This is a genomic window from Burkholderia sp. Bp9012 (genome assembly GCF_003853825.1).
GTDB classification, from domain to species: Bacteria; Pseudomonadota; Gammaproteobacteria; order Burkholderiales; family Burkholderiaceae; genus Burkholderia; species Burkholderia diffusa.
Genome location: NZ_QTQA01000009.1, coordinates 199304 through 225780, shown reverse-complemented (window position 1 = coordinate 225780; position 26477 = coordinate 199304). Strand labels below are relative to the sequence as shown.

The following is a 26477-nucleotide window of genomic DNA, read 5'->3' as shown; positions in this document are numbered from 1 at the left end:
CCTGTCGTTCCTCCCCCATCGAACCGGATTTCCCCATGACCTATCTCCAGGAATCGAGCCGGCCTGCCGTCACTGTGCCCAAGCTGCAGGCAATGCGCGAGGCCGGCGAGAAGATCGCGATGCTCACCTGCTACGACGCGAGCTTTTCCGCGCTGCTCGATCGCGCCGGCACCGACGTGCTGCTGATCGGCGACTCGCTCGGCAACGTGCTGCAGGGTCACGCCACCACGCTCCCCGTGTCGATCGACGACATCGCGTACCACACCGCATGCGTCGCGCGTGCGCAGCCGCGCGCGCTCGTCGTCGCCGATCTGCCGTTCGGCACGTACGGCACACCGGCCGAGGCGTTCGCGAACGCGGTCACGCTGATGCGCGCCGGCGCGCAGATGGTCAAGCTCGAAGGCGGTGAATGGCTCGCCGACACGGTCCGCTTCCTCGTTGAACGCTCGGTGCCGGTGTGCGCGCACCTCGGCCTCACGCCGCAGTCGGTGCATGCGTTCGGCGGCTTCAAGGTGCAAGGCCGCACGGAAGCTGGCGCCGCGCAGCTGCTGCGCGATGCGCGCGCGATCGAGGACGCGGGCGCGCAGCTCGTGGTGCTCGAAGCGGTGCCGACGCTCGTCGCGTCCGAAGTCACGCACATGCTGAAAATCCCGACGATCGGCATCGGCGCGGGCCTCGAATGCTCGGGCCAGGTGCTGGTGCTGCACGACATGCTCGGCATTTTCCCCGGCAAGCGCCCGCGTTTCGTGAAGGATTTCATGCAGGGCCAGCCGAACATCCAGGCGGCCGTCGAGGCGTACGTGAGCGCGGTGAAGGACGGCTCGTTCCCGGGCCCGGAACACTCGTTCTGACGCGCGGCCGGCGCCCGTTCGATACGAAAAAAAGCGCGGCACCCTTTGCGGGGCGCCGCGCTTTTTCCTTGGATGCGGTGTTGCCGAAGATCAGCGGTATCGGTTCGTCGGGCACGCGGCCCAGTCGTTCATCGCGTCATTTCAATACCGCATCGAGCGCGCCGCGCAGTGCATTGGTCAGCAGCAGCGCCTCGGCGCGCGCCAGATCGTCGAGCGTGACGATGCGCTCCTGGGCGCCGAATGTGCGATCGTCGAGCAGCACGCCGCGCATCACGCCCGGCAGCACACCGCTCGACAGCGGCGGGGTCACCCACTGGCCGTCGAGCTTCACGAACAGGTTCGAGCGCCCGCCTTCCGTCACCTCGCCGCGCTCGTTGACAAACAGCATGTCGAAGCCACCAAGCGCCTCCGCCGCCTGCCATGCGCGATCGTATTCGGCACGGCGCGTCGTCTTGTGCAGCAGCAGCGCGTCGTCCGTGCGGGTCGGTGCGAACCCGTGCGCGGACGCTAGCATCATGCCGACCGGCCCAGCGGGTAGCGGTTTCATCGTCGCGGCCATGATGTCGATCGTGCCGTCCTTCGCGAGCGCGAGCTTCATCCGGTACGGGCCGTCGCCGTCGAGCGCCGCGCAGCGCGCGTCGATCTCGCGGCGCAACGCATCGGCGTCGAGGCGGAAGCCGAATGCATCCGCGCTGCGCCGCAGCCTCGCGAGATGGCGCTCGAGATGCCGGATGCCGTCTGCACGCGTCGCGGCGGTGGTTTCGAACAACTGGAAGCCGGGATCGGCGTCGGTCAGGAATCGCGCTTTCAATTCGCACTCCGCATATTCGTCGGCGGCGACGCTGTCGAGCACGATGCCCGCGCCGACCCCCATCGTGCCGCGTCGCCGGCCGCCAGCGGCCGCTGCCGCGTCACGCGTGTCGATCGTTGCGGCAGCATCGACATCGACCGCCTCGAGCGTCAGCGTCCGGATTGCGACCGACAGGCAGAAATCGCCGCAGCCGGTCGCATCGCCTGCCGATGCACCTTCCTGCGGCGCGTCGAGCCAGCCGATCGCGCCCGTATAGAGCCCGCGCGGCGTCGACTCGATCGCGTCGATCAGTTCCATCGTCTTGTGCTTCGGCGCACCGGTGATCGATCCGCATGGAAACAGCGCACGCAGCATCTGCGCGAACGTGGTGCCGTCGCGCCAGCCGGCCTCGACCGTCGACGTCATCTGCCATACCGACGCGTACGGCTCGACCGAGAACAGCGCCGGCACCCTGACCGTGCCCGTGCGCGCGACCCGCGACACGTCGTTGCGCAGCAGGTCGACGATCATCACGTTTTCCGCGCGGTTCTTCGGATCGTTCGCGAGGAACGCGGCGGCCGCCGCGTCGTCGCGCGGATCGGCCGAGCGCGGCGCGGTGCCTTTCATCGGTCGCGCGCGCAGCATGTCGCCGTGCTTCTCGACGAACAGCTCCGGCGAGCACGACACGACCCACGCACTGTCGGGCAGCGCGATCAGCGCGCCATAACGCACGGGCTGACGTGCGCGCAGCCGCCGGTACAGCGCGAGCGGCGTGCCGAACATGTCGAAATTCAGCCGATACGTGTAGTTGATCTGGTACGAATCGCCCGCGCGCAGCGCGTCGTGCACTGCGGCGATCGCCGCGTCGAACGCGTCGCGCGACACGCTCTTCGCGACATGCGCGACGCCCGCGATCGACGGCGGGCCGCCGCCGTCCCGCTGCGCGAGCCACGCATCGACTTCGTCGCGCGACAGGCGCTCGCAGCGCGCATACAGCAAAAAGCGCAGCGGGGCATGGCCCGGCTGCGCTCTTTCAAGATTGCGTCCGAATTCGTAATCGCCGACGACGACCGCATGCAGCCCGTCGCGCAGATCCTGCGCCACCGCCGCATCGAGCTCGTCGAGCCGTGCCGGATCCGTACACACGCGTTCGCGCACGAAACCGGAATACAAACGACTCGACCGCGTGGACGCGGTCGAGTCGCAATCGTCCAAGAGCGCGAACGACGCGCTCTCGTTGCCTTCAGTCATGCCGTCACTCGAAGAAGCTCTTCACCCGGTCGAACCAGCTCTTGCTCTGCGGACTGTGACGCGCACCGCCCTCGGCCAGCGACTTCTCGAACTGCTTGAGCAGATCACGCTGCTGGTCGGTCAGCTTCACGGGCGTCTCGACCTGCACGTGTACGTACAGATCGCCCGCGATGCTCGAACGCAGACCCTTGATCCCCTTGCCGCGCAGGCGGAACGTCTTGCCCGACTGGGTACCTTCCGGCACCGGGAACGACGCACGGCCGGCCAGCGTCGGCACCTCGATCTCACCGCCGAGTGCGGCGGTCGTGAACGGGATCGGCATCTGGCAGTGGAGATCGTCACCGTCGCGCTCGAACACCGAGTGCGGCTTGATGTGGATCTCGACGTACAGGTCGCCCGGCGGCCCGCCGTTGATGCCAGGCTCGCCGTTGCCGGCCGAGCGGATCCGCATGCCGTCGTCGATGCCGGCCGGGATCTTCACTTCGAGCGTCTTGGTTTCCTTCACCTTGCCCGATCCGTGGCAATGCGCGCACGGTTCGGGGATGTAGGTGCCGGTGCCGTGACACTTCGGGCAGGTCTGCTGGATGCTGAAGAAGCCCTGCGACATGCGCACCGTGCCCTGGCCGTGGCAAGTCGGGCAGGTTTCCGGCTTCGTGCCAGGTTTCGCGCCCGACCCGTGACAGACTTCGCATGAGACCCAGCTCGGCACGCGGATCTGCGTGTCGTAGCCGTGCGCGGCCTGCTCAAGCGTGATTTCCATGCTGTAGCGCAGGTCGGCACCGCGATACACCTGCGGACCGCCGCGGCCGCCACGCGCGGCGCCGCCCGCGGCCTGACCGAAGATGTCGCCGAAGATGTCGCCGAACGCATCCGCGAAGCCGCCGAAACCCTGTCCGCCCGCACCGCCCATGTTCGGATCGACGCCCGCGTGGCCGTACTGATCGTACGCCGCGCGCTTCTGGTCGTCCGACAGCATTTCATAGGCTTCCTTCACTTCCTTGAAATGCTCTTCCGCATCCTTGCTGTCCGGATTGCGGTCAGGGTGATACTTCATCGCAAGCTTGCGATACGCCTTCTTGATTTCGTCGTCGCTCGCATTCTTCGCGACGCCCAGAACCTCGTAGTAATCCCGTTTCGCCATATCGATTCGCTGTGCCGTCGCGCGTCACGCACGCGGCGGCTCCTTTCGCCCGCAGTAAAGTCTCTCGACTCGTCTGGCGCTGCGCCGTCCGCGGACGGCTCGCGCAGCACCCGCCAAAAAACAAATGTGCCCGGAGGGCCGCGAAGCCCGCCAGGCGTGGAGTCGATCCGGCCATCCGGAAGGAAAGACAGACCGCTGTTCAGCCGCGCCGCGCGCGTGTCGCGCGCGGCGTGCGGTGCCATGGCAACCCGGCTCAGTCCTTCTTCACTTCCTTGAACTCGGCGTCGACGACGTCGTCCGCAGCCTGCTGCGCGCCGCCCGCGTGGGCCGCGCCTTCCGCTGCACCCGCCGCGCCGGCCGCACCGGCCTGCTGCGCCTGCATGTCGGCGTACATCTTTTCGCCGAGCTTCTGCGAAGCCTGACCGAGTTCCTCGACCTTCGCGTCGATCGCCGCCTTGTCGGCCGACGTATCCTTCAGCACGTCCTCGAGCGACTTCAGCGCCGCTTCGATCTTTTCCTTCTCGCCCGCGTCCAGCTTGTCGCCGTACTCGGTGAGCGCCTTCTTCGTGCTGTGGACCAGCGCGTCGCCCTGGTTGCGCGAATCGGCCAGCTCGCGCAGCTTGTGGTCTTCCGCTGCGTTCGCTTCCGCGTCCTTGATCATCTGGTCGATTTCAGCTTCGGACAGGCCCGAGTTCGCCTTGATCGTGATCTTGTTTTCCTTGCCGGTCGCCTTGTCCTTCGCGCCGACGTGCAGGATGCCGTTCGCGTCGATGTCGAAGGTCACTTCGATCTGCGGCACGCCGCGCGGCGACGGCGGGATGCCTTCGAGGTTGAACTCGCCGAGCAGCTTGTTGCCTGCCGCCATCTCGCGTTCGCCCTGGAACACCTTGATCGTCACGGCCGACTGGTTGTCGTCCGCCGTCGAATACACCTGTGCGTGCTTCGTCGGGATCGTCGTGTTCTTGTTGATCATCTTCGTCATCACGCCGCCGAGCGTCTCGATGCCGAGCGACAGCGGGGTCACGTCGAGCAGCAGCACGTCCTTGCGGTCGCCCGACAGGACCTGGCCCTGGATCGCCGCGCCGACTGCGACGGCTTCGTCCGGGTTCACGTCACGGCGCGGGTCCTTGCCGAAGAACTCCTTCACCTTCTCCTGCACCTTCGGCATGCGGGTCTGGCCGCCGACCAGGATCACGTCGTCGATGTCCGACACCTTGACGCCCGCGTCCTTGATCGCGATGCGGCACGGTTCGATCGTGCGCTCGACCAGATCCTCGACCAGCGCTTCCAGCTTCGCGCGGGTAATCTTCAGGTTCAAGTGCTTCGGACCCGATGCGTCGGCCGTGATGTACGGCAGGTTGATTTCGGTCTGCTGGCTCGACGACAGCTCGATCTTCGCCTTTTCAGCGGCTTCCTTCAGGCGCTGCAGCGCGAGCACGTCCTTCGACAGGTCGACACCCTGCTCCTTCTTGAACTCGCCGATGATGTAATCGATGATGCGCTGGTCGAAGTCCTCGCCGCCGAGGAACGTGTCGCCGTTGGTCGACAGCACTTCGAACTGCATTTCGCCGTCGACGTCCGCGATCTCGATGATCGATACGTCGAACGTGCCGCCGCCGAGGTCATACACGGCGATCTTGCGGTCGCCCTTCTCGGCCTTGTCGAGGCCGAACGCGAGCGCAGCCGCGGTCGGCTCGTTGATGATCCGCTTGACTTCGAGGCCCGCGATGCGGCCGGCGTCCTTAGTTGCCTGACGCTGGCTGTCGTTGAAGTACGCCGGCACCGTGATCACGGCTTCCGTGACCGGCTCGCCGAGGTAGTCTTCGGCCGTCTTCTTCATCTTGCGCAGCACTTCCGCCGAAACCTGCGGCGGCGCCAGCTTCTCGCCGTGCGCTTCGACCCATGCGTCGCCGTTGTCGGCCTTGATGATCGTATACGGCATCAGGCCGATGTCCTTCTGGACTTCCTTCTCTTCGAAGCGGCGGCCGATCAGGCGCTTCACGGCGAACAGCGTGTTCTTCGGGTTGGTCACGGACTGACGCTTGGCCGGTGCGCCGACGAGCACTTCGTTATCGTCCATGTAGGCGATGATCGACGGCGTCGTGCGCGTGCCTTCCGAGTTCTCGATGACCTTGACCTGGTTGCCTTCCATGATGGCGACGCACGAGTTCGTGGTGCCGAGGTCAATACCGATGATCTTTCCCATTTTTGCTAATCTCCAGAAATGCCTGTTTGCTGCGCGAAACCCCGCGTTTTTGGGCGGTTTCGCGCGCCAGAATTCAACTCTGTTCCCGAAATGCGTCCGGCCGATCCGTTTTCAAGACCCGCCAAGCGATGCGGGTATTAAATTTTTTCAATCGATGCCGGTAGCCGGATCGTGCGGACCGTCGTCGCGGTCCGACGGCGCGCCTGCCGCCGCGGCAACCTTCGCGCGCGCCGCCGACACCGCCGCCTGGAACTGCGCGAGGCCATGCCAGCCGGTCGCGCGGCCGAGCCGCTTGCCGCGATGGAAAAAGAACCATGTCGGCACACCGTGCAGGCCGAAGCGGCGCCCCAGCTCATGATGTTCGTACACGTTGCAATGGAACCACTTCAGGTCCAGCGCGCGCATCGCGTCCGTCTGGGCGAGCATCGCCTTCTTCGCGATCTCGCAGTTGAAGCAGTCGACGCCCCAGAAGAACACCACGGCGAGTGCATCGCCGGCGCCGGCGATCGCGGCGTCGAACGTGTCGGTCGCCAGCGCCTGCATGTCGAACGCTTCGAACGCGGCCGGATCGACGCCGGCGGGAACCATCGCGGCAGCCTTACTTCGGCTGGGCGACCGTGACGAGCGCCGGGCGCAGTACGCGGTCCGCGATCGTGTAACCCTTTTGGAGGACGGTCACGACGGTATTCGGTTCCTGATCGGCCGGCACCATCGAAATCGCCTGGTGCTGGTGCGGATCGAACTTCTCGCCGACCGGGTTGATCGCGACGACGCGGCCCTTCTCGAGCGCGCTCGTCAGCTGGCGCAGCGTCAGCTCGACGCCTTCGCGCACCTTCGTGATGTCGCCGGACGTATCACTCACGGCGGCCTCGAGGCTGTCCAGCACGGGCAGCAGGTGCTCCGCGAAGCCCTCGATCGCAAACTTGTGCGCCTTCGAGACGTCTTCCTGCGCACGGCGGCGGACGTTCTCGGTCTCGGCCTTCGCCCGGAGGAAGCTCTCCTGCAGCTCGGCGACCTTGGCTTGAGCCTCCGCGAGCGCAGCGTCGGCTGCTTCGGCGGCGGGAGCAGCGCCTTGCGCCGCCTGCTTCTCGCTGCCGATGTCTTCGGCCGATTGGGTAGCCGGGTTCTCTTGCGTGTTTTCCATGTCGCTGAAAGTCGATTAGAGGTTGAAGCCAAATCGGCAACCGCCGGACCGTATGCCGGCGACACCGCACATTGTTGGTGCAAATAAGGGCGAAAACTGCGGTTTCAAGAGGGTTATTCGCCGGTATTCGCCAACACTGCGAAACAACCGCGCCGCACCCCGCCCGATTGCGCGCATTTGTCGCCAGATCGGACGAAACGGTCGGTAACAACGCTTACCAGGCAAGTACTAGCTCGGCACAGGGGGCTGCACTACACTCCACTCAAGCGTCGAGAAAGCGCGTTTACCCTAGCTTACCGCCGCCTGACATCCACCTGGCGCTGCATTCACCGTCCCATCGAGGCGAGTACCGTGAAACTGACCTTTGCCATATCGGTGGTCGCGCTGGTACTGATCGCCGGCACCACCACCATCTGCCTGTCCGGAGCCGTGACCGACCGCACGACCGAATACGGAAGCGCGCGGGCGACTTTCGACCAGATGTTCAGCTCCCACCAGAAAATCTGTCGATGATGCGCCGGTCGCGCTTGGTCGGCCGGCCGTGCAGATTCGCCGCCGGCTCACGATACGTGCGGCGCCGCTCCAGTTCAGCGAGCCGCGCGACGCGCCCCGCTTCCGTTTCCTCGTAAAGCGTCTGCGCGATGCTCGCGGGTCCGCGCACGTCGCAAATGCCCAGCACGGCAATGTGCCAGACGACACCGTCGATCGCAATCTCGACCTCGTCGCCGACGCGCACGTCCTTCGCCGGCTTGACGGCCGCGCCGCCGATCTTCACGTGGCCCTTGTCGACCGCGTCGGACGCGAGCGAGCGCGTCTTGAAGAAGCGCGCTGCCCACAGCCATTTGTCGATGCGCAGCTTCGCGCCGGGTTCCGTCGAAATCCTGTAGTTCATCGCGTTCAATTCACCGTTTCGGGCTGTGCGGCCTTCACCGGCCAGCCCTGCAAATTCTCGGCGACAATCTCGCCCACCGCGCCGATCCACGCGGACGCGCCGTTCAGACACGGAATCCGGTGGAAGGCCTGGCCGCCGCCCGCGATGAACTCGTCGCGCACCTCCATCCCGATCTCCTCGATCGTCTCCAGACAATCGGCCGTAAAACCGGGGCAGAACACGTCGGCCCGCCGCACGCCGGCCTCGCCGAGTTCGCGCAGCGTCGGCGCGGTGTACGGCTGCAGCCACTCGGCCTTGCCGAAGCGCGACTGGAACGTCACGCGGCACTCGAGCGTCGACAGCCCGAGCGCGGCCATCAGCAGCGCGCCCGTCTGCTGGCACTGGTCATGATAAGGGTCGCCCAGGTCGAGCGTGCGTTTCGGCACCCCGTGAAAACTCAGCACGAGCTTGTCGCCGGCCGCGAAGTCGGGCCGGCCGTGCTGCGCCCAGTACTGACGCACCTGCTCGGCAAGCGCGTGGATGTAGGCCGGATGGTCGGCATATTGCCGCACCGTGCGCACTTCCGGCTGGTTGCGCATCCGCGCGAGCGCGGCGAACGCGGCATCGAATGCGGTCGCGGTAGTGGACGCCGAGTATTGCGGATACATCGGCATCAGCAGCACACGCTCGACGCCCGCGCGCTTGAACTGCGCGAGTGCCTGCGCAATGCCTGGGCTGCCGTAGCGCATCGCGTAGTCGACCGTCACCTGGTAGCCGTTCGATGCGAGCAGATGGCGCACGCCTTCGGTCTGGCGCTCGGTGTACACGCGCAGCGGCGAGCCCTCGGGCATCCACACCGCCGCATATTTCTTCGCGGACGCGCGACCGCGCAGCGGCAGGATCAGCGTGCGCAGCAGTATCTGCCAGACGACCTGCGGGATTTCGACGACGCGGGTATCCGACAGGAATTCGGCCAGATAGCGCCGCACCGCGCGCGGTGTCGGAGCGTCGGGCGTGCCGAGATTGATCAGCAGCACGCCGATGCGATGGGCGGCCGCAATGCTCGAAGGCGGCTCAAGATCGAAACGCATGGGCAGGAACGTGCTCGAGGCACGCAGTCGGACGGCCCTCAATTATAGCGGGCCGGCTCGCTGGGGTTGGCTGGCCGTTCGGCAGACTGGCAGCGCACGCGGCGTCGCGGCACGATGGCGGAACGGGATCGGTTCAGGTTACTGCTGGCTCAGCGTGAGCGACAGCAGCCGCGCGGTGATGTCGACGATCGGGATCACGCGGTTGTACGCCATGCGGGTCGGGCCGATCACGCCGAGCGTGCCGACGATCTGGCCGTTCACCTCGTAGGGCGCGGTCACGACGCTCATTTCCTCGATCGGCACCAGCGTCGATTCGCCGCCGATGAAGATCTGCACGCCCTGGGCGTGGCTCGACACGTCGAGCAATTGCAGGAGGCCCGTCTTTTGGTCGAACACGTCGAACAGCTTGCGCAGCCGCGCCATGTCGGAGGAAAGATCCGCCACTTCGAGCAGGTTGCGCTCGCCGGAAATCAGCACGGTGTCCTCGGTGTCGGGCACCTCGGTGCTGGCCGTCACGGCCGCGTGCATCAGCGTGGTCATGTCGCCGCGCAACTGGTCGATCTCGTCGCGCAGGCGGCGGCGCACCTCGTCGAACGACAGGCCGGCGAAATGCGCGTTGATGTAATTGGACGCCTCGGTCAGTTGCGACGGCGAGTAGTCGCGCGGCGTCGCGAGCATCCGGTTCTGCACGTCGCCCTCGGGCGTGACGATGATCAGCAGGATGCGCTTGTCCGACAGGCGCATGAACTCGATCTGCTTGAACACGTGGCTGCGCCGCGGCGTCAGCACGACACCCGCGAACTGCGACAGGTTCGACAGCACGCTCGCGGCGGCCGCCACCACCCGCTGCTGCGGCTCACCGGCCTGCAGCGTGTTCTGCACCTGCCGCGCGACGGCCTCGGCGTCGATCGGCGCCTCGACCGTCAGCATCGTGTCGACGAACAGCCGGTAGCCGCGCGGCGTCGGCACGCGGCCGGCCGACGTGTGCGGGCTCGACACGAGGCCGAGCTCCTCCAGGTCGGACATCACGTTGCGGATCGTCGCCGGGCTCAGCTCGAGCCCGGAGTAACGGGACAACGTGCGCGATCCGACTGGCTGACCGTCGGCGATATACCGTTCGATCAGGGTTTTCAGGAGGGTTCGTGCGCGAGGATCTAGCATGGTGGAAAATTTTAGCGCAACCACGCGACCGCGGCGAGTGGCGTCGGCCATTGTTGCGCGGGCCGGCCCGATCCGGCCCCGCCGGCGCACAGCCGGTTCTTTTCGTCAACGAGCTATGGTGTAATGCCGGCATGAAAACCGGTAATCAGTTCAACACTGTCGCGCTCGTCGGCCGGAGCAACACGCCCGGCATCGCCGAGCCGCTCGCCACCCTGGCTGCCAGCCTAGCGAAGCTGGGCTTCGAGGTCGTATTTGAAGGCGATACCGCGCGCGAGTTCGGCATCACCGGCTATCCGGCGCTCACCCCGGCCGAAATCGGGGCGCGTGCGGACGTGGCGGTCGTGCTGGGCGGCGACGGCACGATGCTCGGCATCGGCCGCCAGCTTGCGCCGTACCGGACACCGCTGATCGGGATCAACCACGGGCGGCTCGGCTTCATCACGGACATCGCGGCGGCCGACATGCACGCACGCATCCCCGTGATGCTGGCGGGCAAGTTCGAGCGCGAGGAGCGCTCGCTGCTCGAGGCCCGGATCGTGCGCGACGGCGAACCGATCTACCATGCGCTCGCGTTCAACGACGTCGTCGTGAACCGCAGCGGCTTCTCCGGGATGGTCGAGCTGCGCGCGTCGGTCGACGGCCGGTACATGTACAACCAGCGTTCGGACGGCCTGATCGTCGCCACGCCGACGGGCTCGACCGCGTACGCGCTGTCGTCGGCCGGCCCGATCCTCCATCCGCAGCTGCAGGGCATCGTGCTCGTGCCGATCGCGCCGCACGCACTGTCGAACCGGCCGATCGTGCTGCCCGACGATTCGAAGATCGCGATCCAGATCGTCGCCGGGCGCGACGTCAACGTGAATTTCGACATGCAGTCGTTCACCGCGCTCGAACTGAACGACACGATCGAGGTGCGCCGCTCGAAGCACACGGTGCCGTTCCTGCACCCGGTCGGCTACAGCTATTTCTCGACGCTGCGCAAGAAGCTGCACTGGAACGAACACGCGTCGAACGAAGACGACAAGGCGTTCTGACGCCCCTGAGCCCGACACCATGCTCCGCCACCTCTCGATTCGCGACTTCGTCATCGTCGCCGCGCTCGATCTCGAATTCGACAGCGGCTTTACCGTCTTTTCCGGCGAAACCGGCGCCGGCAAATCGATCCTGATCGACGCCCTCGCCCTCGCGCTCGGCGAACGCGCCGACGCGAGCGTCGTGCGCGCCGGCTGCGGCCGCGCCGACATCACCGCAGAATTCACGCCGCACGACCGCGTCGCGCACTGGCTCGACGAACACGCGTTCGACACTGAGGACACCGTGATGCTGCGCCGCGTGATCGACGCGAACGGCCGCTCGCGCGCATTCATCAACGGCACCAGCGCGACGCTCGCGCAGCTGCGCGAACTCGGCGAGATGCTGGTCGACATCCACGGCCAGCACGCGCACCAGTTGCTGATGCGCCCCGATGCGCAGCGCGAGCTGTTCGACACGCACGCGGGGCTCGTCGCCGATGCCGCGAACGTCGCACGCGCGTGGCGCGTCTGGCGCGACGCGACGCAGGCGATCGACGCCGCGAAGGCGCACGAGCGCGAACTGCAGCTCGAACGCGAGAAGCTCGCCTGGCAGCTCGCCGAGCTCGACAAGCTCGCACCGCAACCGGGCGAATGGGACGAAGTCGGCAGCGAGCACAAGCGCCTGTCGCATTCGGCGAATCTGATCGCCGGCGTGCAGGGTGCGCTCAATGCGCTGTCCGAGGCCGACGACGCGATGCTCCCGCAACTCGGCGCGATCGTGTCGAAACTGCGCAGCCTGGCCGACTACGACACGGGGCTCGGCGACGCGCTCGCATCGCTCGAACCGGCCGAGATCCAGTTGCAGGAAGCCGTCTATTCGCTGTCGCACTACGCGCAGCGCCTCGATCTCGACCCGGCCCGGCTCGCGCAGGTCGAAGCGCGCCTCGACGCGCTGCACTCGACCGCCCGCAAGTTCCGGCTGCCGCCCGACACGCTGCACGAGGAACATGCGGCACGCCGCGCGCAGCTCGCCGCGCTCGACGCAGCCGCCGATCTCGGCGCGCTCGAAGCCGCGCAGGCCAAGGCATGGGAAGCCTATCTCACTGACGCGAAACGCCTGTCGAAGGCGCGCGCGCAGGCCGCGAAGGCACTCGGCACGGCCGTCACGGCCGGCATGCAGGAACTGTCGATGGCGGGCGGCAGCTTCGAAGTCGCGCTCGTGCCGCTCGCCGATGGTGGCGCGCACGGGCTCGAGCAGGTCGAATTCCGGGTCGCCGGACACCCCGGCGTGCCGCTGCGGCCGCTCGCGAAAGTCGCGTCGGGCGGCGAACTCGCACGGATCAGCCTTGCGCTCGCGGTGATCGCGAGTGCCGCCAGCCCGACGCCGACGCTGATCTTCGACGAAGTCGACACGGGCATCGGCGGCGGCGTCGCCGAGGTGGTCGGCCGCCTGCTGCATCAGCTCGGGCGTGACCGCCAGGTACTGTGCGTCACCCACCTGCCACAGGTCGCCGCGCGCGGCGACCATCACTACCAGGTCGCGAAGGGTGCCGACGACCGCGGTGGCACCGTCTCGTCGGTCGTCCCGCTCGACAAGGCGAGCCGGGTCGAGGAAGTCGCCCGGATGCTCGGTGGGCTCGAGATCACCGCGACGACGCGCAAGCACGCGAAGGAAATGCTGGCAGCCTGACGCGGCCACCCGGCCCCAGAATGAAAAGAGACCGGCGCATGCGTCGGTCTCTTTTCATCGGCAGCAGCGGCCGCCCGATCGCGCCCACCCTGCTCCGGTGATTCGAACGCTCGACTCGAACGCCCGAATCAAACACTCGTTTCAACCGCGCCGAACACCCGCTCCCACAGCGCCGTCACGGCCGCCCGCTCGTCGGCCACCAGCGCCGGATCGACCCGCGCCTTTTCCATCCCGTCGAGCCGCAGCTTGTGTTGCAGCTTCCGGTACTTGCGGTACGCGGCGCCGACGCGCTCGGCTTCGTCCTCGCCCATCAGCCCGAATCGGGCGACCTCGCGCAGCAACGCGATGTTGCCGGTATTGCGGATCAGCTCGGCATCACTCGACGCATGCAGCAGCACCCAGTACTGGACGATGAACTCGATGTCGACCATCCCGCCGCGATCGTGCTTCAGGTCGAACAGCTCGGTCTGGTTCGGATGGCCGGCGAACACCTTGCCGCGCATGTCGACGATCTCCTTCGCAAGCACCGCCCCGTCGCGCGGCGTCGTCAGCACCTGCTGGCGGATCGCCTCGAAGTCGGCGCCGATCTGCGTGTCGCCCGCGCTGTAGCGGGCACGCGTCAGCGCCTGGTGCTCCCACACCCACGCGGTGTTCGCCGCGTCGCCCTCGCGCAGCTGGTAGCGGCGGAACGCGTCGAGATCGGTCACGAGCAGTCCGGCCTCGCCGTTCGGCCGCAGCCGCAGGTCGATGTCGAACAGCGCGCCGGCGCCGGTCGCGGTCGTGAGCCACGTGATCAGCCGTCGCGTGAACGTCGTGTAGACGTCCGCCGAGCGCTCGTCGGGGTCGTCGTACAGGAAGATCAGGTCGAGATCCGATGCGTAGCCGAGCTCCTTGCCGCCGAGCTTGCCGTACGCGATCACCGCGAACTTCGGCACGTCACGGTGGCGCTTCGCGAGCTGCGACCAGACAACCTCAATCGTCACGTCGAGCACGGCGTCGGCGAGCTCCGAGAGGCGATCGCTCACGTGCTCGACCGACAGCTGGCCCGCCAGATCGATCAGCAGGATGCGGAACACCTCCGCGTGCTGCGCATGCCGCAGCAGGTCCATCTGCTGCTCGGGGCCGTCGGCGGCCGCGAGGCGCGCACGCAATGCGTCCTTGAACGCGGGCCAGTCGAACGGGCTCGCGATCGCTTCGTCGTCAAGCAGTTCGTCGAGCAGTTGTGGATGGCGGATCAGGTAGCCGCCGCCCCAGCGCGTCGCGCCGAGCACCGACAGCACGCGATCGAGCGCGGCGGGATACTCGGTCAGCAGCGCGAGATAGACGCCGCGCCGGCTGACCGTCTCGAGCAGGTCGAACAGCCGCACGATGGTGTCGTCGCGGCGCGCAGCGTCGATCCGCGGCGCAGCCTCGAGCGCGCGCTGCGCGACGCTGTCGAAGCGTTGCCGGCTCTTTTCCGGCAGGCCCGCGTAGCGCGACGACTGCCAGATCGCGCGCAGCCGAGCGAGCACGGTCGCCGGATCGGTGAAGCCCAGCCCGTCGAGGCGCGCGCGCAGCGCGTCGTCTTCGCCGTCGTCGGCGAGCGCCCCGCTCCAGATCCACGACGCGGTGGTGTCCTCGCCCGCCGCGCATGGGCCGCCGCTCACCTTGTCGGCAAAGATCTGGTCGAACTGCGCCTCGACGAAGGTGCGGTAGCCGTCGAGCACCGTCATCAGCGCCGCGTAGTCGGCAAAGCCGAGCGACGCGGCCAACGCCGCGCGCTCGGCCGGATCGACCGGCATCGCGTGCGTCTGCGCGTCGTCGCGGTACTGCAGCCGGTGCTCGAGCGTGCGCAGGAAGTTGTAGGCGTCGGTCAGGCGCTCGCGCACGTCCTCGCCGATCAGCCCGCGCGCCTGCGCATGGCGCAGCACCGCGAGCGTCGGCCGTACGCGGAATTCCGCATCCTGGCCGCCGCGGATCAACTGGAACACCTGCGCGCTGAATTCGATCTCGCGGATCCCGCCGCGCCCGAGCTTGATGTCGTCGGCCTTGTCGGGCCGCATCGACGCGCGGCGCGCGGCTTCCTGGCGAATCTGCTGGTGCAGCGAACGGATCGCACCGATCACGCCGAAGTCGAGATAGCGGCGGTACACGAACGGCTTGACGATCGATTCGAGCTGCGACGCGAGCCGCTGCGCCGCGTCGCTGTCGCCTTCCGACACGAGTCGCCCCTTGATCCACGCGTAGCGCTCCCATTCGCGCCCCTGCACGTAGAAATATTCCTCGAGCATCCCGAGGCTGCACACGAGCGGCCCCGAATCGCCGTTCGGGCGCAGCCGCATGTCGACGCGAAACACGTAGCCGTCGGCCGTGACTTCGGACAGCACGCCGATCAGGCGCCGGCCGAGCCGCGTGAAGTATTCCTGGGTGGACAGCGGCGAGCGCGTGCCGCCGGCGGTCTCGCCGTCGTCCTCGTAGACGAAGATCAGGTCGATGTCGGACGACACGTTCAGCTCGCGGCCGCCGAGCTTGCCCATCCCGACCACGCCCAGCACGACGCGCTGGCCGTCGGCGCCGCGCGGCTCGCCGTACATCGCCTCGAGTTCGGCCGACAGCAGCGTGAGCGAGCGCTGCACGGCCACCTCGGCGAGATCGGTCATCGCGCCCGTCACCTCGGCGACGTCCGCGACGCCGCGCAGGTCGCGCTCCGCAACCGCGCCGAACACCTCGACACGCAACTGCCGCAGCGCGCGCTTCAGTTGCTCGTCGCCCGGCGCGGTCGCGCCGGCCGGCGATGCGAGCAGTTCGGTCAGGCGCGCGTCGAGCTGCGCACGGGCGAGCGGTGCGGCGGCCCACGCGGCGATCTGGTCGGACAGCGCGGGACGCGCGGCGGCCGCGCGGGCGATATAGCGGGAGTAGGACTGGCTGATCAGGGCGGAAGCGTCGGTCATCGAAAAGCGGGCCTGGCGGTCGGGCCCGCCGGCGCGGGAGAGCGCTTGCGCGCCCTGCCGCCGACAGGCCCCGTGGACTCGGCGCGGTGTCGCGACGCGGATGCGCCGCCGCGAAAACCGCGCGCCGGAAAGCCCGTGCCGCGCTGCCGCAACGGCCGCCGGCACGAACCCCTGTGATACATTTCAACGTCAGTCTGCAAAACTACCATATCGCCGCCCTTCCGCCGCATGTCCGACCGTCAGGAATCCGCCTTAGCTGAGCCCGAAGCGGGACCTCCGAAGCACGATCATCCAGTCCTGCGTCACGTGTTCAGGGTGACGCTGGCAGTCGGGATCGGCACGTACTTCGTCGCGGCCGGCGCGTTCCTCGGGCTGCGCTACGTGGTGCTGCCGCGCATCGACGAATTTCGCCCGCGCATCGAGCGCGCGGTGTCCGACAAGCTCCACGCGCAGCTCTCGATCGGCAAACTGTCCCCCCACTGGTCCGGCATGCAGCCGGGTGTCGAAGTCGCCAACCTCACCATTCGCGGCCGTGACGGCCAGATCGCGCTGTCGGTCCCGCACGCGACGGCCGCGCTGTCGTGGTTGTCGCTGCTGCGGCTGTCGCCCGCGCTGTCGAGCCTGATCGTCGACCATCCGGACCTCGTCGTCGCGCGCGCGGCCGACGGCTCGCTGAGCATCGCGGGCGTCGGCGTCGCGACCACCCATGGCGGCAACGACACGTTCGGCACCTGGCTGCTGAAGCAGGAAGCGATCGTGCTGCGCAACGGCACGCTGCGCTGGCGCGACGCGCAACACGATGCACCGGAGCTCGCGCTGTCCGGCATCCGCCTCGCGGTGCTCAACGACGGCCGCGAGCACAAGGCCGCGCTTCAGGCGCCCGCGAACGGCACCCTGCTGCTCGGCCCGCTCGATTTCCGCGCGCGCTTCCGGCACAAGCCGCTCGCGCCGATCGGCAAGCCGACGAACTGGACCGGCGACGCGTATCTGTCGACCGGCCCCGTCGACCTGCAGACGCTCGGCCGCTATCTCGACATACCGCTCACGATCCACGCGGGCCGCATCGACAACGCAATCTGGGCGACCTTCCAGAACGGCCACCTGCGCTCCGCCGGCGGCGACCTGCAGGGCGCCGACGTCGTGCTGCGCGTGCGGCCGACCCAGCCGCGCCTCGACGTGCCGACGGTCGGCTTCGGCTGGGACATGGCGCTGGACGCCGGCCGCGACTACACGCTGCACCTGACGCGCTTCAACGCGGAGCTCGGGCAGCCGCCGCTGCCGGACGGCACGCCGCTCGCCCGCTCGCTCGCGCTGTCGACGCTGACCGCCCGCTACCGCGTGCCGGCCGCCGACCAGGGGCAGCTCCTGAGCGTCGTCGGCGACCGCGTCGATCTCGGCATCCTCAGCGAGTTCATCCGCGGGCTGCCGCTGCCGGCGCGGCTGCGCAACGAACTGATCAAGCTCGACCCGCGCGGGATGGTGTCGAATTACCATATCGAGGTCGAACGCGCGAAGCCGGCGCGGGCCGAGCTCGCCGACGAAGAGCGTCGCACCGGCGCCGCACCGATCGTCCGCTACCGCTTCCTGGGCGACCTGCAGGGCATCAGCTTCGCCGCGCAGGAGCCGCCCCCTGGCCTCTCGCCGCGTGGCCATCCGCGCGCCGGCTGGCCGGGCGTCGAGAATCTGTGGGGCCGCGTCGACGCGAACGAGACGGGCGGCGCCGCGCACTTCGACACGGTCAACGCCGCAGTCACGGTGCCCGGCGAATTCGACGAGCCGCGCCTGACCTTCGACCGGCTGCGCGGCAACGCGAAATGGGTGATCACGCCGGCGCCGGGCGAGAAGCACGCGCGCGTCGACGTGACGTTGCCGGACCTGTTCGTCGCAAACCCCGATGCGGAAATCGCGGTGTCGGGCTCGTACACGAACCCCGGCCACGGCCGCGGCTCGCTCGACCTGCGCGCGGAATTCGCGCGCGCGTCGGTGGCGCGCATTCCGCGCTACCTGCCGACGGGGATGTCCGAGCACCTGCGCAACTATCTCGGCCATGCGCTGCAGGACGGCCAGGTGTCCAAGGGCGCGTCGATCGTCGCCCGCGGCCCGCTCGAGAAATTCCCGTTCGAACACGAGCCGGATGCCGGCGTGTTCCATATCGTCGCGCCGTTCACCGGCGGCCGCTTCGAGCCGACGCCGTACCCGCCGCGCAAGCTCGCGAACGGCACGCCGAGCGTCTGGCCCGCACTCGACGGAATCGACGGCGTGTTCGAGCTCGCGCAGAACAAGCTGCGTTTCGACATCGCGCGCGCGCACTACAAGCGCGTCGCGCTGACGAAGGTCGCCGGCCGGATCGACGACCTCGGCAACCCGTCGACGTCGCCGCTCGTCATCGACGGCCATGCGCAGGGCCCGCTCGCGGACCTGATCGACTATGCGGACAACAGCTCGCTCGGCGCGATGAGCGGGCACATCGGCCAGCGGATCGATGCGCAGGGGCCGGCGGCGCTCGCGCTCAAGATCACGATTCCGCAGCACGTTCCGCATCCGCATACCCACGTCGAAGGCGCACTCGCGTTCGGCGGCAACACGCTGTCGACCGACGGCGTGCCGCCGCTGTCCGCGCTGCGCGGCAGCGTGCGCTTCTCCGAGACTGGCGCATCGCTGCACGACCTGTCGGGGCGCTTCCTCGGCGGCCCGGTGCGCGCGAACGGCAACTTCCAGTCGCACGGCCCGTACGCGGTGGACGTCGACGGCAAGCTCGCGCTCGACGCCGCGCGCGGGATGAACCTGCGCGGCACGGCTGCGGCGCTGCTCGAGCACGTGGTCGGCGACGCACCGTACCAGCTCGCCGTGCGCGGCGCGCCGGGCCGCCTGCCGGAAGTCACCGCGCGTTCCGACCTGACGGGCGTCGCGTTGAACTTCCCTGCGCCGTTCGCGAAACCGGCCGGCACGCCGATGCCGTTCCGCTTCACGCTGCAGCCGGCCGCCGAGGCGGGCGGCAAGCGCCTCGAGCATGCCGACCTGACGCTCGGCCCCGTGTCCGCGACCTACCTGCTCGACGCAACACCCGGCCAGCCGCTGCGCGCGGTGCGTGGCGCGATGGGCATCCACCGGATGCCCGACCTGCCGCAGGACGGCGTGAGCGCCGCCGTCGACGTCGACGAACTCGACGCCGACGCCTGGCTCGCACTGGCCCGCACGCTGCAGCACGACGCGCCGCGCGCGCCGGAACCGCAAGCCGCGCCGCGCATCGACGTCGCGAGCTTCACGCCGAAGCGCTTCGCGCTCCACTTCGGCACGCTGAAGCTGCTCAAGCGCAACTGGGAAAACGTGATCATCGGCGCGTCGCACATCGACGAGTTGTGGCAGGCGAACATCGCGTCGAACCAGGTCTCGGGCTACCTGTCGTGGGCGCCGGGCGGCGGCCACAACGGCGCGGGCGTGCTGAACGCGCGGCTCGCGAAGCTCGTGATTCCGCAGAGTGCGCAGCACGACCTCGTCGGCCGCGCGATGAACCTGCCGACGCCGACCGACCGGCCGATGCCGTCGGTCGACCTGATCGTCGACCAGGTCGTTGCACGCGATCACGACATCGGCCGGCTCGTCGTCAATGCGCGCAACATCGAGGAAGACGGCGCGCCGGTGTGGCAGCTCGACAAGCTCGAGCTGGCGAACCCGGCCGCAAAGCTGACGGCGACCGGCAACTGGCGCACGTCGCGCCGCGCGCTGGCCCGCGGCGTCGACGAAAACGATGCACCGCGCCGCAGCGTGTTCGACTTCAAGCTCGACGTCGGCAACGCGGGCGCGCTGCTCGACCTCGTCGGCCTGCCGCGCACGCTGGCGAACGGCCACGGCACGGTGACCGGCAAGGTCGGCTGGCGCGGCGGCCCGACCGCGGTCGATCTGCCGTCGCTCGGCGGCCAGATCGCGCTCGACCTGGAGCACGGCCAGATCCTGAAGGTCGATCCGGGCGCCGCGAAACTGCTCGGCGTGCTGAGCCTGCAGAGTCTCGCGCGCTTCCTGACGCTGAATTTCCGCGACGTGATCGGCAAGGGACTGCCGTTCGACAAGATCACGGGCACCAGCCGGATCTCGAACGGGATCGCACGCACCGACGACTTTTCGATGACGACTGCGCCGGCGAACGTGACCGTGCGCGGCGCGGTCGACCTCGGCACCGAGACGCAGGACCTGCACGCGCACGTCGCGCCGAAGATCGGCGCCGGCACGGCCGCGATCGCGGCCGCGATCATCAATCCGCTGCTCGGCGTCGGCGTGCTGGCGGCGAACTACGCGCTGTCTGAGACGCTGTCGCACGCGTTCGCGCTCGACTACGCGATCACCGGCTCGTGGGCGCATCCGCACATCGAGCGGGTGCGAGGCGATCAGGGTAAGATGAATCACGGTCCGGCCGATGCGGCGAGCCACTGACGCGCGCAGGGTGCCGGGCCGCACCCCATTTATGACGCAACCGATCCAGCGATGACCGATCACGCCCGTTCCGCCACGCCCTTTCGGGTCGCCGCGCTGCAGATGGTGAGCACGCCGGACGTCGCACGCAATCTCGCCGAAGCCGGACGCCTGATCGCGGAAGCGGCCGGCGACGGCGCGCAGCTCGTGCTGCTGCCCGAGTATTTCTGCTTCATGGGCCATCGCGACACCGACAAGCTCGCGCTCGCCGAACCCTACCGCGACGGTCCGATTCAGCGCTTCCTCGCGGAGGCCGCGCATCGTCACGGCATCTGGGTGATCGGCGGCACGCTGCCGCTGAAGGCGCCCGAACCCGATCGCGTGCTGAACACGACGCTCGTGTTCGACCCGAGCGGCAACGAAGCGGCCCGCTACGACAAGATCCACCTGTTCAACTTCGAGAAAGGCGACGAATCGTTCGACGAGGCGCGCACGATCCGCGCGGGCGACACGGTCGTCACGTTCGACGCGCCTTTCGGGCGGGTCGGCCTGTCGGTCTGTTACGATCTGCGCTTTCCGGAGCTGTACCGCAGGATGGGCGACTGCGCGCTGATCGTCGTGCCGTCGGCGTTTACGTATACGACGGGCCGCGCGCACTGGGAAACGCTGCTGCGCGCGCGGGCCGTCGAGAACCAGTGCTACGTGCTCGCGGCCGCGCAAGGCGGCAAGCACGAGAACGGCCGGCGCACCTGGGGCCACAGCATGCTGATCGACCCGTGGGGCGAAATCGTCGCGATCCGCGACGAAGGCGCGAGCGTCGTGACCGGCACGCTCGATCCGCAGCGCATCGCCGACGTGCGCCAGAGCCTGCCCGCGTGGCGGCATCGCGTGCTGGCCTGAACCGCTGATCCGCCCTGGCGCTTGAAACGCCGCCCGGCCAACCCATCTGCCCAGAACGCACCCGACAACTTTTTGAGAACCCTCGATACCCGCATGAACATCATCGAACCCGGCATCCGCAATCTTGCGCTGGCGAAGGACATCCTCCTCACGCCGTACGGCCTCGACGAGAGCCTGCTCACGCGCACGATCGCCGACATCTTCACGCATCGCGTCGACTACGCGGACCTGTACTTCCAGGCGACCCGCAGCGAAGCGTGGAGCCTCGAGGAAGGCATCGTGAAGTCGGGCAGCTTCAGCATCGACCAGGGCGTCGGCGTGCGCGCGGTCGCGGGCGACCGCACAGCGTTCGCCTACTCGGACGACCTGTCTCCGGAAGCCATCGCCCAGGCGGCCGCGGCCACCAAGGCGATCGCGGCGGCCGGCGGCGGCCGCCAGAAGATCAAGGCGGCGACGTCGCTGAAGGGCATCTCGGGCCGCGACCTGTATCTGCCGTCCGATCCGCTCGCGTCGCTCGACGCGACGGCCAAGGTCAAGCTGCTCGAGCGCATCGAGCAGATGGCGCGCGGTCGCGACCCGCGCGTCACGCAGGTGATGGCGGGGCTCGCCGGCGAATACGATGTTGTGCTGGTCGCGCGCAGCGACGGCGCGCTCGCCGCCGACATCCGGCCGCTCGTGCGCGTGTCGGTCACGGTGATCGCCGAACAGAACGGCCGCCGCGAAATCGGCTCCGGCGGCGGCGGCGGCCGCTTCGACTACGGCTACTTCACCGACGAAGTGCTGTCACGCTACGTCGACGACGCCGTGCACGCGGCGCTCGTGAACCTCGACGCGCGCCCTGCCCCGGCCGGCGCGATGACGGTCGTGCTCGGGCCGGGCTGGCCGGGCGTGCTGCTGCACGAGGCGATCGGCCACGGCCTCGAGGGCGACTTCAACCGCAAGGGTTCGTCGGCGTTCGCCGGCCGGATCGGCGAGCAGGTCGCCGCGAAGGGCGTGACGGTGGTCGACGACGGCACGCTGCCGAATCGCCGCGGCTCGCTGAACATCGACGACGAAGGCAACCCGACGCAGTGCACGACGCTGATCGAGGACGGCATCCTGAAGGGCTACATCCAGGACACGCTGAACGCGCGCCTGATGAAAATGCCCGTCACCGGCAACGCGCGGCGCGAGTCGTATGCGGCATTGCCGATGCCGCGGATGACCAATACGTACATGCTGAACGGCGACAAGGATCCGCAGGAAATCATCGCATCCGTGAAGAACGGCCTGTACGCGGTGAACTTCGGCGGCGGGCAAGTCGACATCACGAACGGCAAGTTCGTGTTCTCGGCGTCCGAGGCGTACATGATCGAGAACGGCAAGATCACCTACCCGGTGAAGGGCGCGACGCTGATCGGCAGCGGCCCGGAATCGCTGAAGTACGTGAGCATGATCGGCAACGACATGTCGCTCGACTCAGGCGTCGGCGTGTGCGGCAAGGAAGGCCAGAGCGTGCCGGTCGGCGTCGGCCAGCCGACCCTGCGGATCGACAAGATGACGGTCGGCGGTACGGCATAACCGCATCGCGGCGCAGACAATCCGCGCATTTTGCCGAAAACACGCGGATTGTCCGCATTTTCGCGCATCCCCGGTTGCCAGCGGCCTGGCGCCGGGGTATAAATTGCGAATCAACTTTTTTGACGAACCGAATCTCCGTCATGTCCGCCAAGTTTTATTTTTACTTTTTTTGGCATCTCAGACCGCTGGCGGATCGAGAGGGTTGATGGCGCGTAAAGCGCAACCGAAATTCCCGAAAAAACCGCCGGCGAACCCGGCGGTTTTTTTTCGCCCTTCGCCACCCGGTCCCCGCCGCAGCGGATCCCGCGGTTCCGACCGGAATCACTGAATTGCTTGAATTGATGAATCTGCCGCACGCGCACTAACCGAACGGCGCCCGCAAAATTAGGAGAAACAGCATGCCCCCGCACAACACCGATGATGTCCGCATTCGCGAACTCAAGGAACTGACGCCGCCCGCCCACCTGATCCGCGAATTCGCGTGCTCCGAAGCCGCGTCCGAGCTGATCTACAACTCGCGCCAGTCGATGCACCGCATCCTGCACGGGATGGACGACCGGCTGATCGTCGTGATCGGGCCGTGTTCGATCCACGATACGAAGGCGGCGATCGAATACGCGGGGCGGCTCGTGAAGGAGCGCGAGCGCTTCAAGGGCGAGCTGGAAATCGTGATGCGCGTGTACTTCGAGAAGCCGCGCACGACGGTCGGCTGGAAGGGGCTCATCAACGATCCGCACCTCGACAACAGCTTCAAGATCAACGAAGGGCTGCGCACCGCGCGCGAACTGCTGCTGCAGATCAACGAGATGGGGCTGCCGGCCGCGACCGAATACCTCGACATGATCAGCCCGCAGTACATCGCCGACCTGATCTCGTGGGGCGCGATCGGCGCGCGCACGACCGAGTCGCAGGTGCACCGCGAACTCGCGTCGGGGCTGTCGTGCCCGGTCGGTTTCAAGAACGGCACCGACGGCAATGTGAAGATCGCGGTCGACGCAATCAAGGCCGCATCGCAGCCGCACCATTTCCTGTCGGTGACCAAGGGCGGCCACTCGGCGATCGTGTCGACAGCCGGCAACGAGGACTGCCACGTGATCCTGCGCGGCGGCAAGACGCCGAACTACGACGCGGACAGCGTGAACGCCGCGTGCGCGGACATCGGCAAGGCGGGCCTCGCCGCGCGCCTGATGATCGACGCGAGCCACGCGAACAGCTCGAAGAAGCACGAGAACCAGATCCCCGTATGCGCGGACATCGGCCGCCAGGTTGCGGCCGGCGACGAGCGCATCGTCGGCGTGATGATCGAGTCGCACCTCGTCGAGGGGCGCCAGGACCTGAAGGAAGGCTGCCCGCTGACCTACGGCCAGAGCATCACCGACGCGTGCATCGCGTGGGACGACAGCGTGAAGGTGCTCGAAGGCCTCGCGGAATCGGTGAAGGCACGGCGCGTCGCGCGCGGCAGCGGCAACTGATCGCCGGCAGGCCCGAGGCGGCGCGTGCCACCCGCGGCCTGCAGCCTGCGCCGCAAGAAGAAAGCCCGGCTCGCGCCGGGCTTTCTGGTTGGCACGCAGCCGCCGTCAGGCGCTCACTCGAGCGCGCCCGAACCGAAGATCTCGGTATTGATGCGCTCCGGCGCGACGCCGAGCGCGACCAGCGCGTCGCGCTGCGCCTTCATGAACGCGATCGGGCCGCAGACGTAGTAATCGGCATCCGGCACCAGCGCGTATTGCTTCACGCGTTCCGGCGTCAAGCGCCCCTCGAGGTCGTGATCGACGCCGACCCGGTCGTTCGGGCCGACCAGCTCGTACAGCACCGTGCGCTTCACGTTCGCGTGTTCGCGCACCGTATCGTTCAGCCAGTCGCGGAACGCATGCACCGCGCCCGACCGGCACGCGTGGACGAACCGCACCTCGCGCGTGCTGCCTTCGCCGACCAGCGTCGATGCCATCGACACCATCGGCGTCAGGCCGACGCCGCCGGAGATCAGCACGACCGGCGTATCGACGCCGCGCTTCAGCGAGAATTCACCCATCGGCGCGGTCACTTCGACGATCGCGCCCTCCTCAACGCCGTCATGCATCAGCGTCGATACCTTGCCGGGCGGGATCGCTTCCGGCTGGCCGGCCTCGCGCTTCACCGAGATGCGCAGCCACTTGCCGTGCGGTGCGTCGGACAGGCTGTACTGGCGCGGCTGGTCGACGCCGAGGTCGCCGACGAAACGCTTCACCGTGACGTACTGGCCCGGCGCGAAGGTCGGCGCCTCACCGCCGTCGGCAGGCGTCAGGTAGAACGACGTGATCTCGTCGCTTTCACGCACCTTGCGGGCGACCTTGAACGGACGGAAGCCGCTCCACGCGGCGCCCGCGTACAGGTCGGCCTCGGCGCCGATCAGGATCTGCGCGAGCTGGCCGTACGCGACACGCCATGCCTCGAGCGTCTCCGCGTCGACCGCGTCGCCGAGCACTTCAACGATCGACGCGAGCAGGTTCTCGCCGACGATCGGGTAATGCTCGGGACGGATGTTCAGGCTCGCGTGCTTGTGCGCTATGTGCGACACCGCCCCGCCGAGCGCGCCGAGGTTGTCGATGTTCGCCGCATACGCATAGACCGCCTTCGCGAGCGTTTCCGGCTGGCTGCCGGTCTTCTGGTGCGTCTGGTTGAACAGGTTCTTCAGTTCCGGATGGCGCGCGAACATGCGCTGGTAGAAGTGCTTCGTGATCGTCGCACCGTGCACGGCGAGGACAGGGGCAGTGGCCTTCACACGAGCCATCTGGTCAGCGGTGATGTGGGTCATGTTCGATTTCTCCGTTAAACATGCACATACGATACATCTTTAAAAATCGACGCCCCTCGGGCAAATTGTCGCAGCGCGCAAAAACGCGACAGGGCGTCAGCGGACGCGCCCGCGCTCCCACAGCACATCCGAGCCGCCACCCGCGCGGTTCAGCACGCGCGCCAGCACGAACAGCAGGTCCGACAGCCGGTTCACGTAACGCCGCGGCGCATCATTGAGCGTGTCGTTCCGCCCGAGCGCGACGATCGAGCGCTCCGCGCGGCGGCACACCGTCCGGCATACGTGCGCGAGCGACGCCGCGCGCGAGCCGGCCGGCAGGATGAATTCCTTCAGCGGCGGCAGCGTCGCGTTGTAGTCGGCGAGCCACCGGTCGAGGCGCGCGAGGTGCGTGTCGTCGAGTACCGTGTGGCCGGGAATGCACAGCTCGCCGCCGAGATCGAACAGGTCGTGCTGGATCGTGACGAGCGCGGTGCGAACGTCGTCCGGCAGCGGCTCGGCAAGCAGCACGCCGAGGTTCGAGTTCAGTTCGTCGACGTCGCCGATCGCGGCGATCCGCGCGTCGTCCTTGCCGATGCGCCGTCCGTCGCCGAGACCCGTGGTGCCGTCGTCGCCCGTGCGCGTCGCGATCTTGCTCAAGCGGTTGCCCATGCGAATCTCCTCTCGTGCGCGGCCGCGAT

General features: G+C 67.9%; 20 protein-coding genes. 8 read left to right on the top strand and 12 right to left on the bottom strand.

What is annotated here, in order from left to right; all coding sequences use genetic code 11:
• Window positions 1-35: 35 nt before the first annotated feature.
• Window positions 36-851 carry a 3-methyl-2-oxobutanoate hydroxymethyltransferase gene (gene panB, locus DIE11_RS14865; RefSeq protein WP_124624963.1) on the top strand — a complete coding sequence of 272 codons (816 nt, stop codon included), beginning with the start codon at window positions 36-38 and terminating at the stop codon, window positions 849-851.
• A gap of 136 nt (window positions 852-987) precedes the next feature.
• Here the strand turns inward: panB and DIE11_RS14860 are convergent, their stop codons facing one another.
• From DIE11_RS14860 to grpE, 5 genes are all read right to left on the bottom strand, one after another.
• Window positions 988-2892 (bottom strand): chorismate-binding protein, encoded by a 1905-nt coding sequence (locus DIE11_RS14860; protein ID WP_124624960.1) that lies wholly within the window; start codon window positions 2890-2892, stop codon window positions 988-990.
• Between the two features lie 4 nt (window positions 2893-2896).
• Window positions 2897-4033, bottom strand: a complete 1137-nt coding sequence (gene dnaJ, locus DIE11_RS14855) for a molecular chaperone DnaJ (protein WP_098549687.1) — start codon at window positions 4031-4033, stop codon at window positions 2897-2899.
• A 253-nt stretch (window positions 4034-4286) separates the two neighbouring features.
• Window positions 4287-6239, bottom strand: coding sequence for a molecular chaperone DnaK (gene dnaK / locus DIE11_RS14850; protein WP_124624956.1), 1953 nt, complete (start codon window positions 6237-6239; stop codon window positions 4287-4289).
• A 147-nt stretch (window positions 6240-6386) separates the two neighbouring features.
• Window positions 6387-6827 (bottom strand): thioredoxin family protein, encoded by a 441-nt coding sequence (locus DIE11_RS14845; protein ID WP_124624953.1) that lies wholly within the window; start codon window positions 6825-6827, stop codon window positions 6387-6389.
• Between the two features lie 10 nt (window positions 6828-6837).
• Window positions 6838-7383 carry a nucleotide exchange factor GrpE gene (grpE, locus tag DIE11_RS14840; protein WP_059465453.1) on the bottom strand — a complete coding sequence of 182 codons (546 nt, stop codon included), beginning with the start codon at window positions 7381-7383 and terminating at the stop codon, window positions 6838-6840.
• A 351-nt stretch (window positions 7384-7734) separates the two neighbouring features.
• Between grpE and DIE11_RS36325 the strand changes: the two genes are divergently transcribed.
• Window positions 7735-7896: a hypothetical protein gene (locus tag DIE11_RS36325; RefSeq protein WP_006476841.1), complete on the top strand. Its 162-nt coding sequence runs from the start codon at window positions 7735-7737 to the stop codon at window positions 7894-7896.
• Here the strand turns inward: DIE11_RS36325 and DIE11_RS14830 are convergent.
• From DIE11_RS14830 to hrcA, 3 genes are all read right to left on the bottom strand, one after another.
• Window positions 7868-8275, bottom strand: a complete 408-nt coding sequence (locus DIE11_RS14830; protein WP_059608298.1) for an RNA-binding S4 domain-containing protein — start codon at window positions 8273-8275, stop codon at window positions 7868-7870. The two genes, DIE11_RS36325 and DIE11_RS14830, sit on opposite strands and share 29 nt — an antisense overlap.
• A gap of 5 nt (window positions 8276-8280) precedes the next feature.
• Window positions 8281-9345: a ferrochelatase gene (gene hemH / locus DIE11_RS14825; RefSeq protein WP_124624950.1), complete on the bottom strand. Its 1065-nt coding sequence runs from the start codon at window positions 9343-9345 to the stop codon at window positions 8281-8283.
• 138 nt (window positions 9346-9483) lie between these two features.
• On the bottom strand, window positions 9484-10506 hold the full coding sequence (hrcA, locus tag DIE11_RS14820) for a heat-inducible transcriptional repressor HrcA (protein WP_011544637.1): 1023 nt from the start codon (window positions 10504-10506) through the stop codon (window positions 9484-9486).
• A gap of 131 nt (window positions 10507-10637) precedes the next feature.
• Between hrcA and DIE11_RS14815 the strand changes: the two genes are divergently transcribed.
• Window positions 10638-11540, top strand: coding sequence for an NAD kinase (locus DIE11_RS14815; RefSeq protein WP_124624948.1), 903 nt, complete (start codon window positions 10638-10640; stop codon window positions 11538-11540).
• Window positions 11541-11559: 19 nt separating this feature from the next.
• Window positions 11560-13209: a DNA repair protein RecN gene (gene recN, locus DIE11_RS14810; protein ID WP_124624945.1), complete on the top strand. Its 1650-nt coding sequence runs from the start codon at window positions 11560-11562 to the stop codon at window positions 13207-13209.
• 128 nt (window positions 13210-13337) lie between these two features.
• On the opposite strand, the gene glnE is transcribed toward recN, so the two are convergent.
• Window positions 13338-16139 (bottom strand): bifunctional [glutamate--ammonia ligase]-adenylyl-L-tyrosine phosphorylase/[glutamate--ammonia-ligase] adenylyltransferase, encoded by a 2802-nt coding sequence (glnE, locus tag DIE11_RS14805; protein ID WP_124624942.1) that lies wholly within the window; start codon window positions 16137-16139, stop codon window positions 13338-13340.
• A 228-nt stretch (window positions 16140-16367) separates the two neighbouring features.
• Here glnE and DIE11_RS14800 point away from each other — a divergent pair, with 228 nt between their 5' ends.
• The 3 genes from DIE11_RS14800 (at window position 16368) to tldD (ending at window position 23006) form a co-directional block, all read left to right on the top strand.
• Entirely contained in the window at window positions 16368-20567 is a 4200-nt protein-coding gene (locus DIE11_RS14800) for a YhdP family protein (RefSeq protein WP_124624939.1), read from the top strand.
• Window positions 20568-20618: 51 nt separating this feature from the next.
• Window positions 20619-21446, top strand: coding sequence for a carbon-nitrogen hydrolase family protein (locus DIE11_RS14795; protein ID WP_124624936.1), 828 nt, complete (start codon window positions 20619-20621; stop codon window positions 21444-21446).
• Between the two features lie 93 nt (window positions 21447-21539).
• Window positions 21540-23006, top strand: a complete 1467-nt coding sequence (gene tldD, locus DIE11_RS14790; RefSeq protein WP_059451318.1) for a metalloprotease TldD — start codon at window positions 21540-21542, stop codon at window positions 23004-23006.
• Window positions 23007-23116: 110 nt separating this feature from the next.
• Here the strand turns inward: tldD and DIE11_RS14785 are convergent, their stop codons facing one another.
• Window positions 23117-23362, bottom strand: a complete 246-nt coding sequence (locus DIE11_RS14785; RefSeq protein WP_162499696.1) for a hypothetical protein — start codon at window positions 23360-23362, stop codon at window positions 23117-23119.
• A gap of 42 nt (window positions 23363-23404) precedes the next feature.
• Between DIE11_RS14785 and aroG the strand changes: the two genes are divergently transcribed.
• Window positions 23405-24478 carry a 3-deoxy-7-phosphoheptulonate synthase AroG gene (gene aroG / locus DIE11_RS14780; protein ID WP_059465445.1) on the top strand — a complete coding sequence of 358 codons (1074 nt, stop codon included), beginning with the start codon at window positions 23405-23407 and terminating at the stop codon, window positions 24476-24478.
• 113 nt (window positions 24479-24591) lie between these two features.
• Here aroG and hmpA read toward each other — a convergent pair whose 3' ends face one another.
• Both hmpA and DIE11_RS14770 read right to left on the bottom strand, forming a co-directional pair.
• Window positions 24592-25800: an NO-inducible flavohemoprotein gene (gene hmpA, locus DIE11_RS14775; protein WP_124624933.1), complete on the bottom strand. Its 1209-nt coding sequence runs from the start codon at window positions 25798-25800 to the stop codon at window positions 24592-24594.
• A gap of 96 nt (window positions 25801-25896) precedes the next feature.
• The gene (locus DIE11_RS14770; RefSeq protein ID WP_124624930.1) at window positions 25897-26448 is read right to left on the bottom strand and encodes a cob(I)yrinic acid a,c-diamide adenosyltransferase; all 552 of its coding nucleotides are present in this window, start codon (window positions 26446-26448) and stop codon (window positions 25897-25899) included.
• Between the last annotated feature and the right edge of the window lie 29 nt (window positions 26449-26477).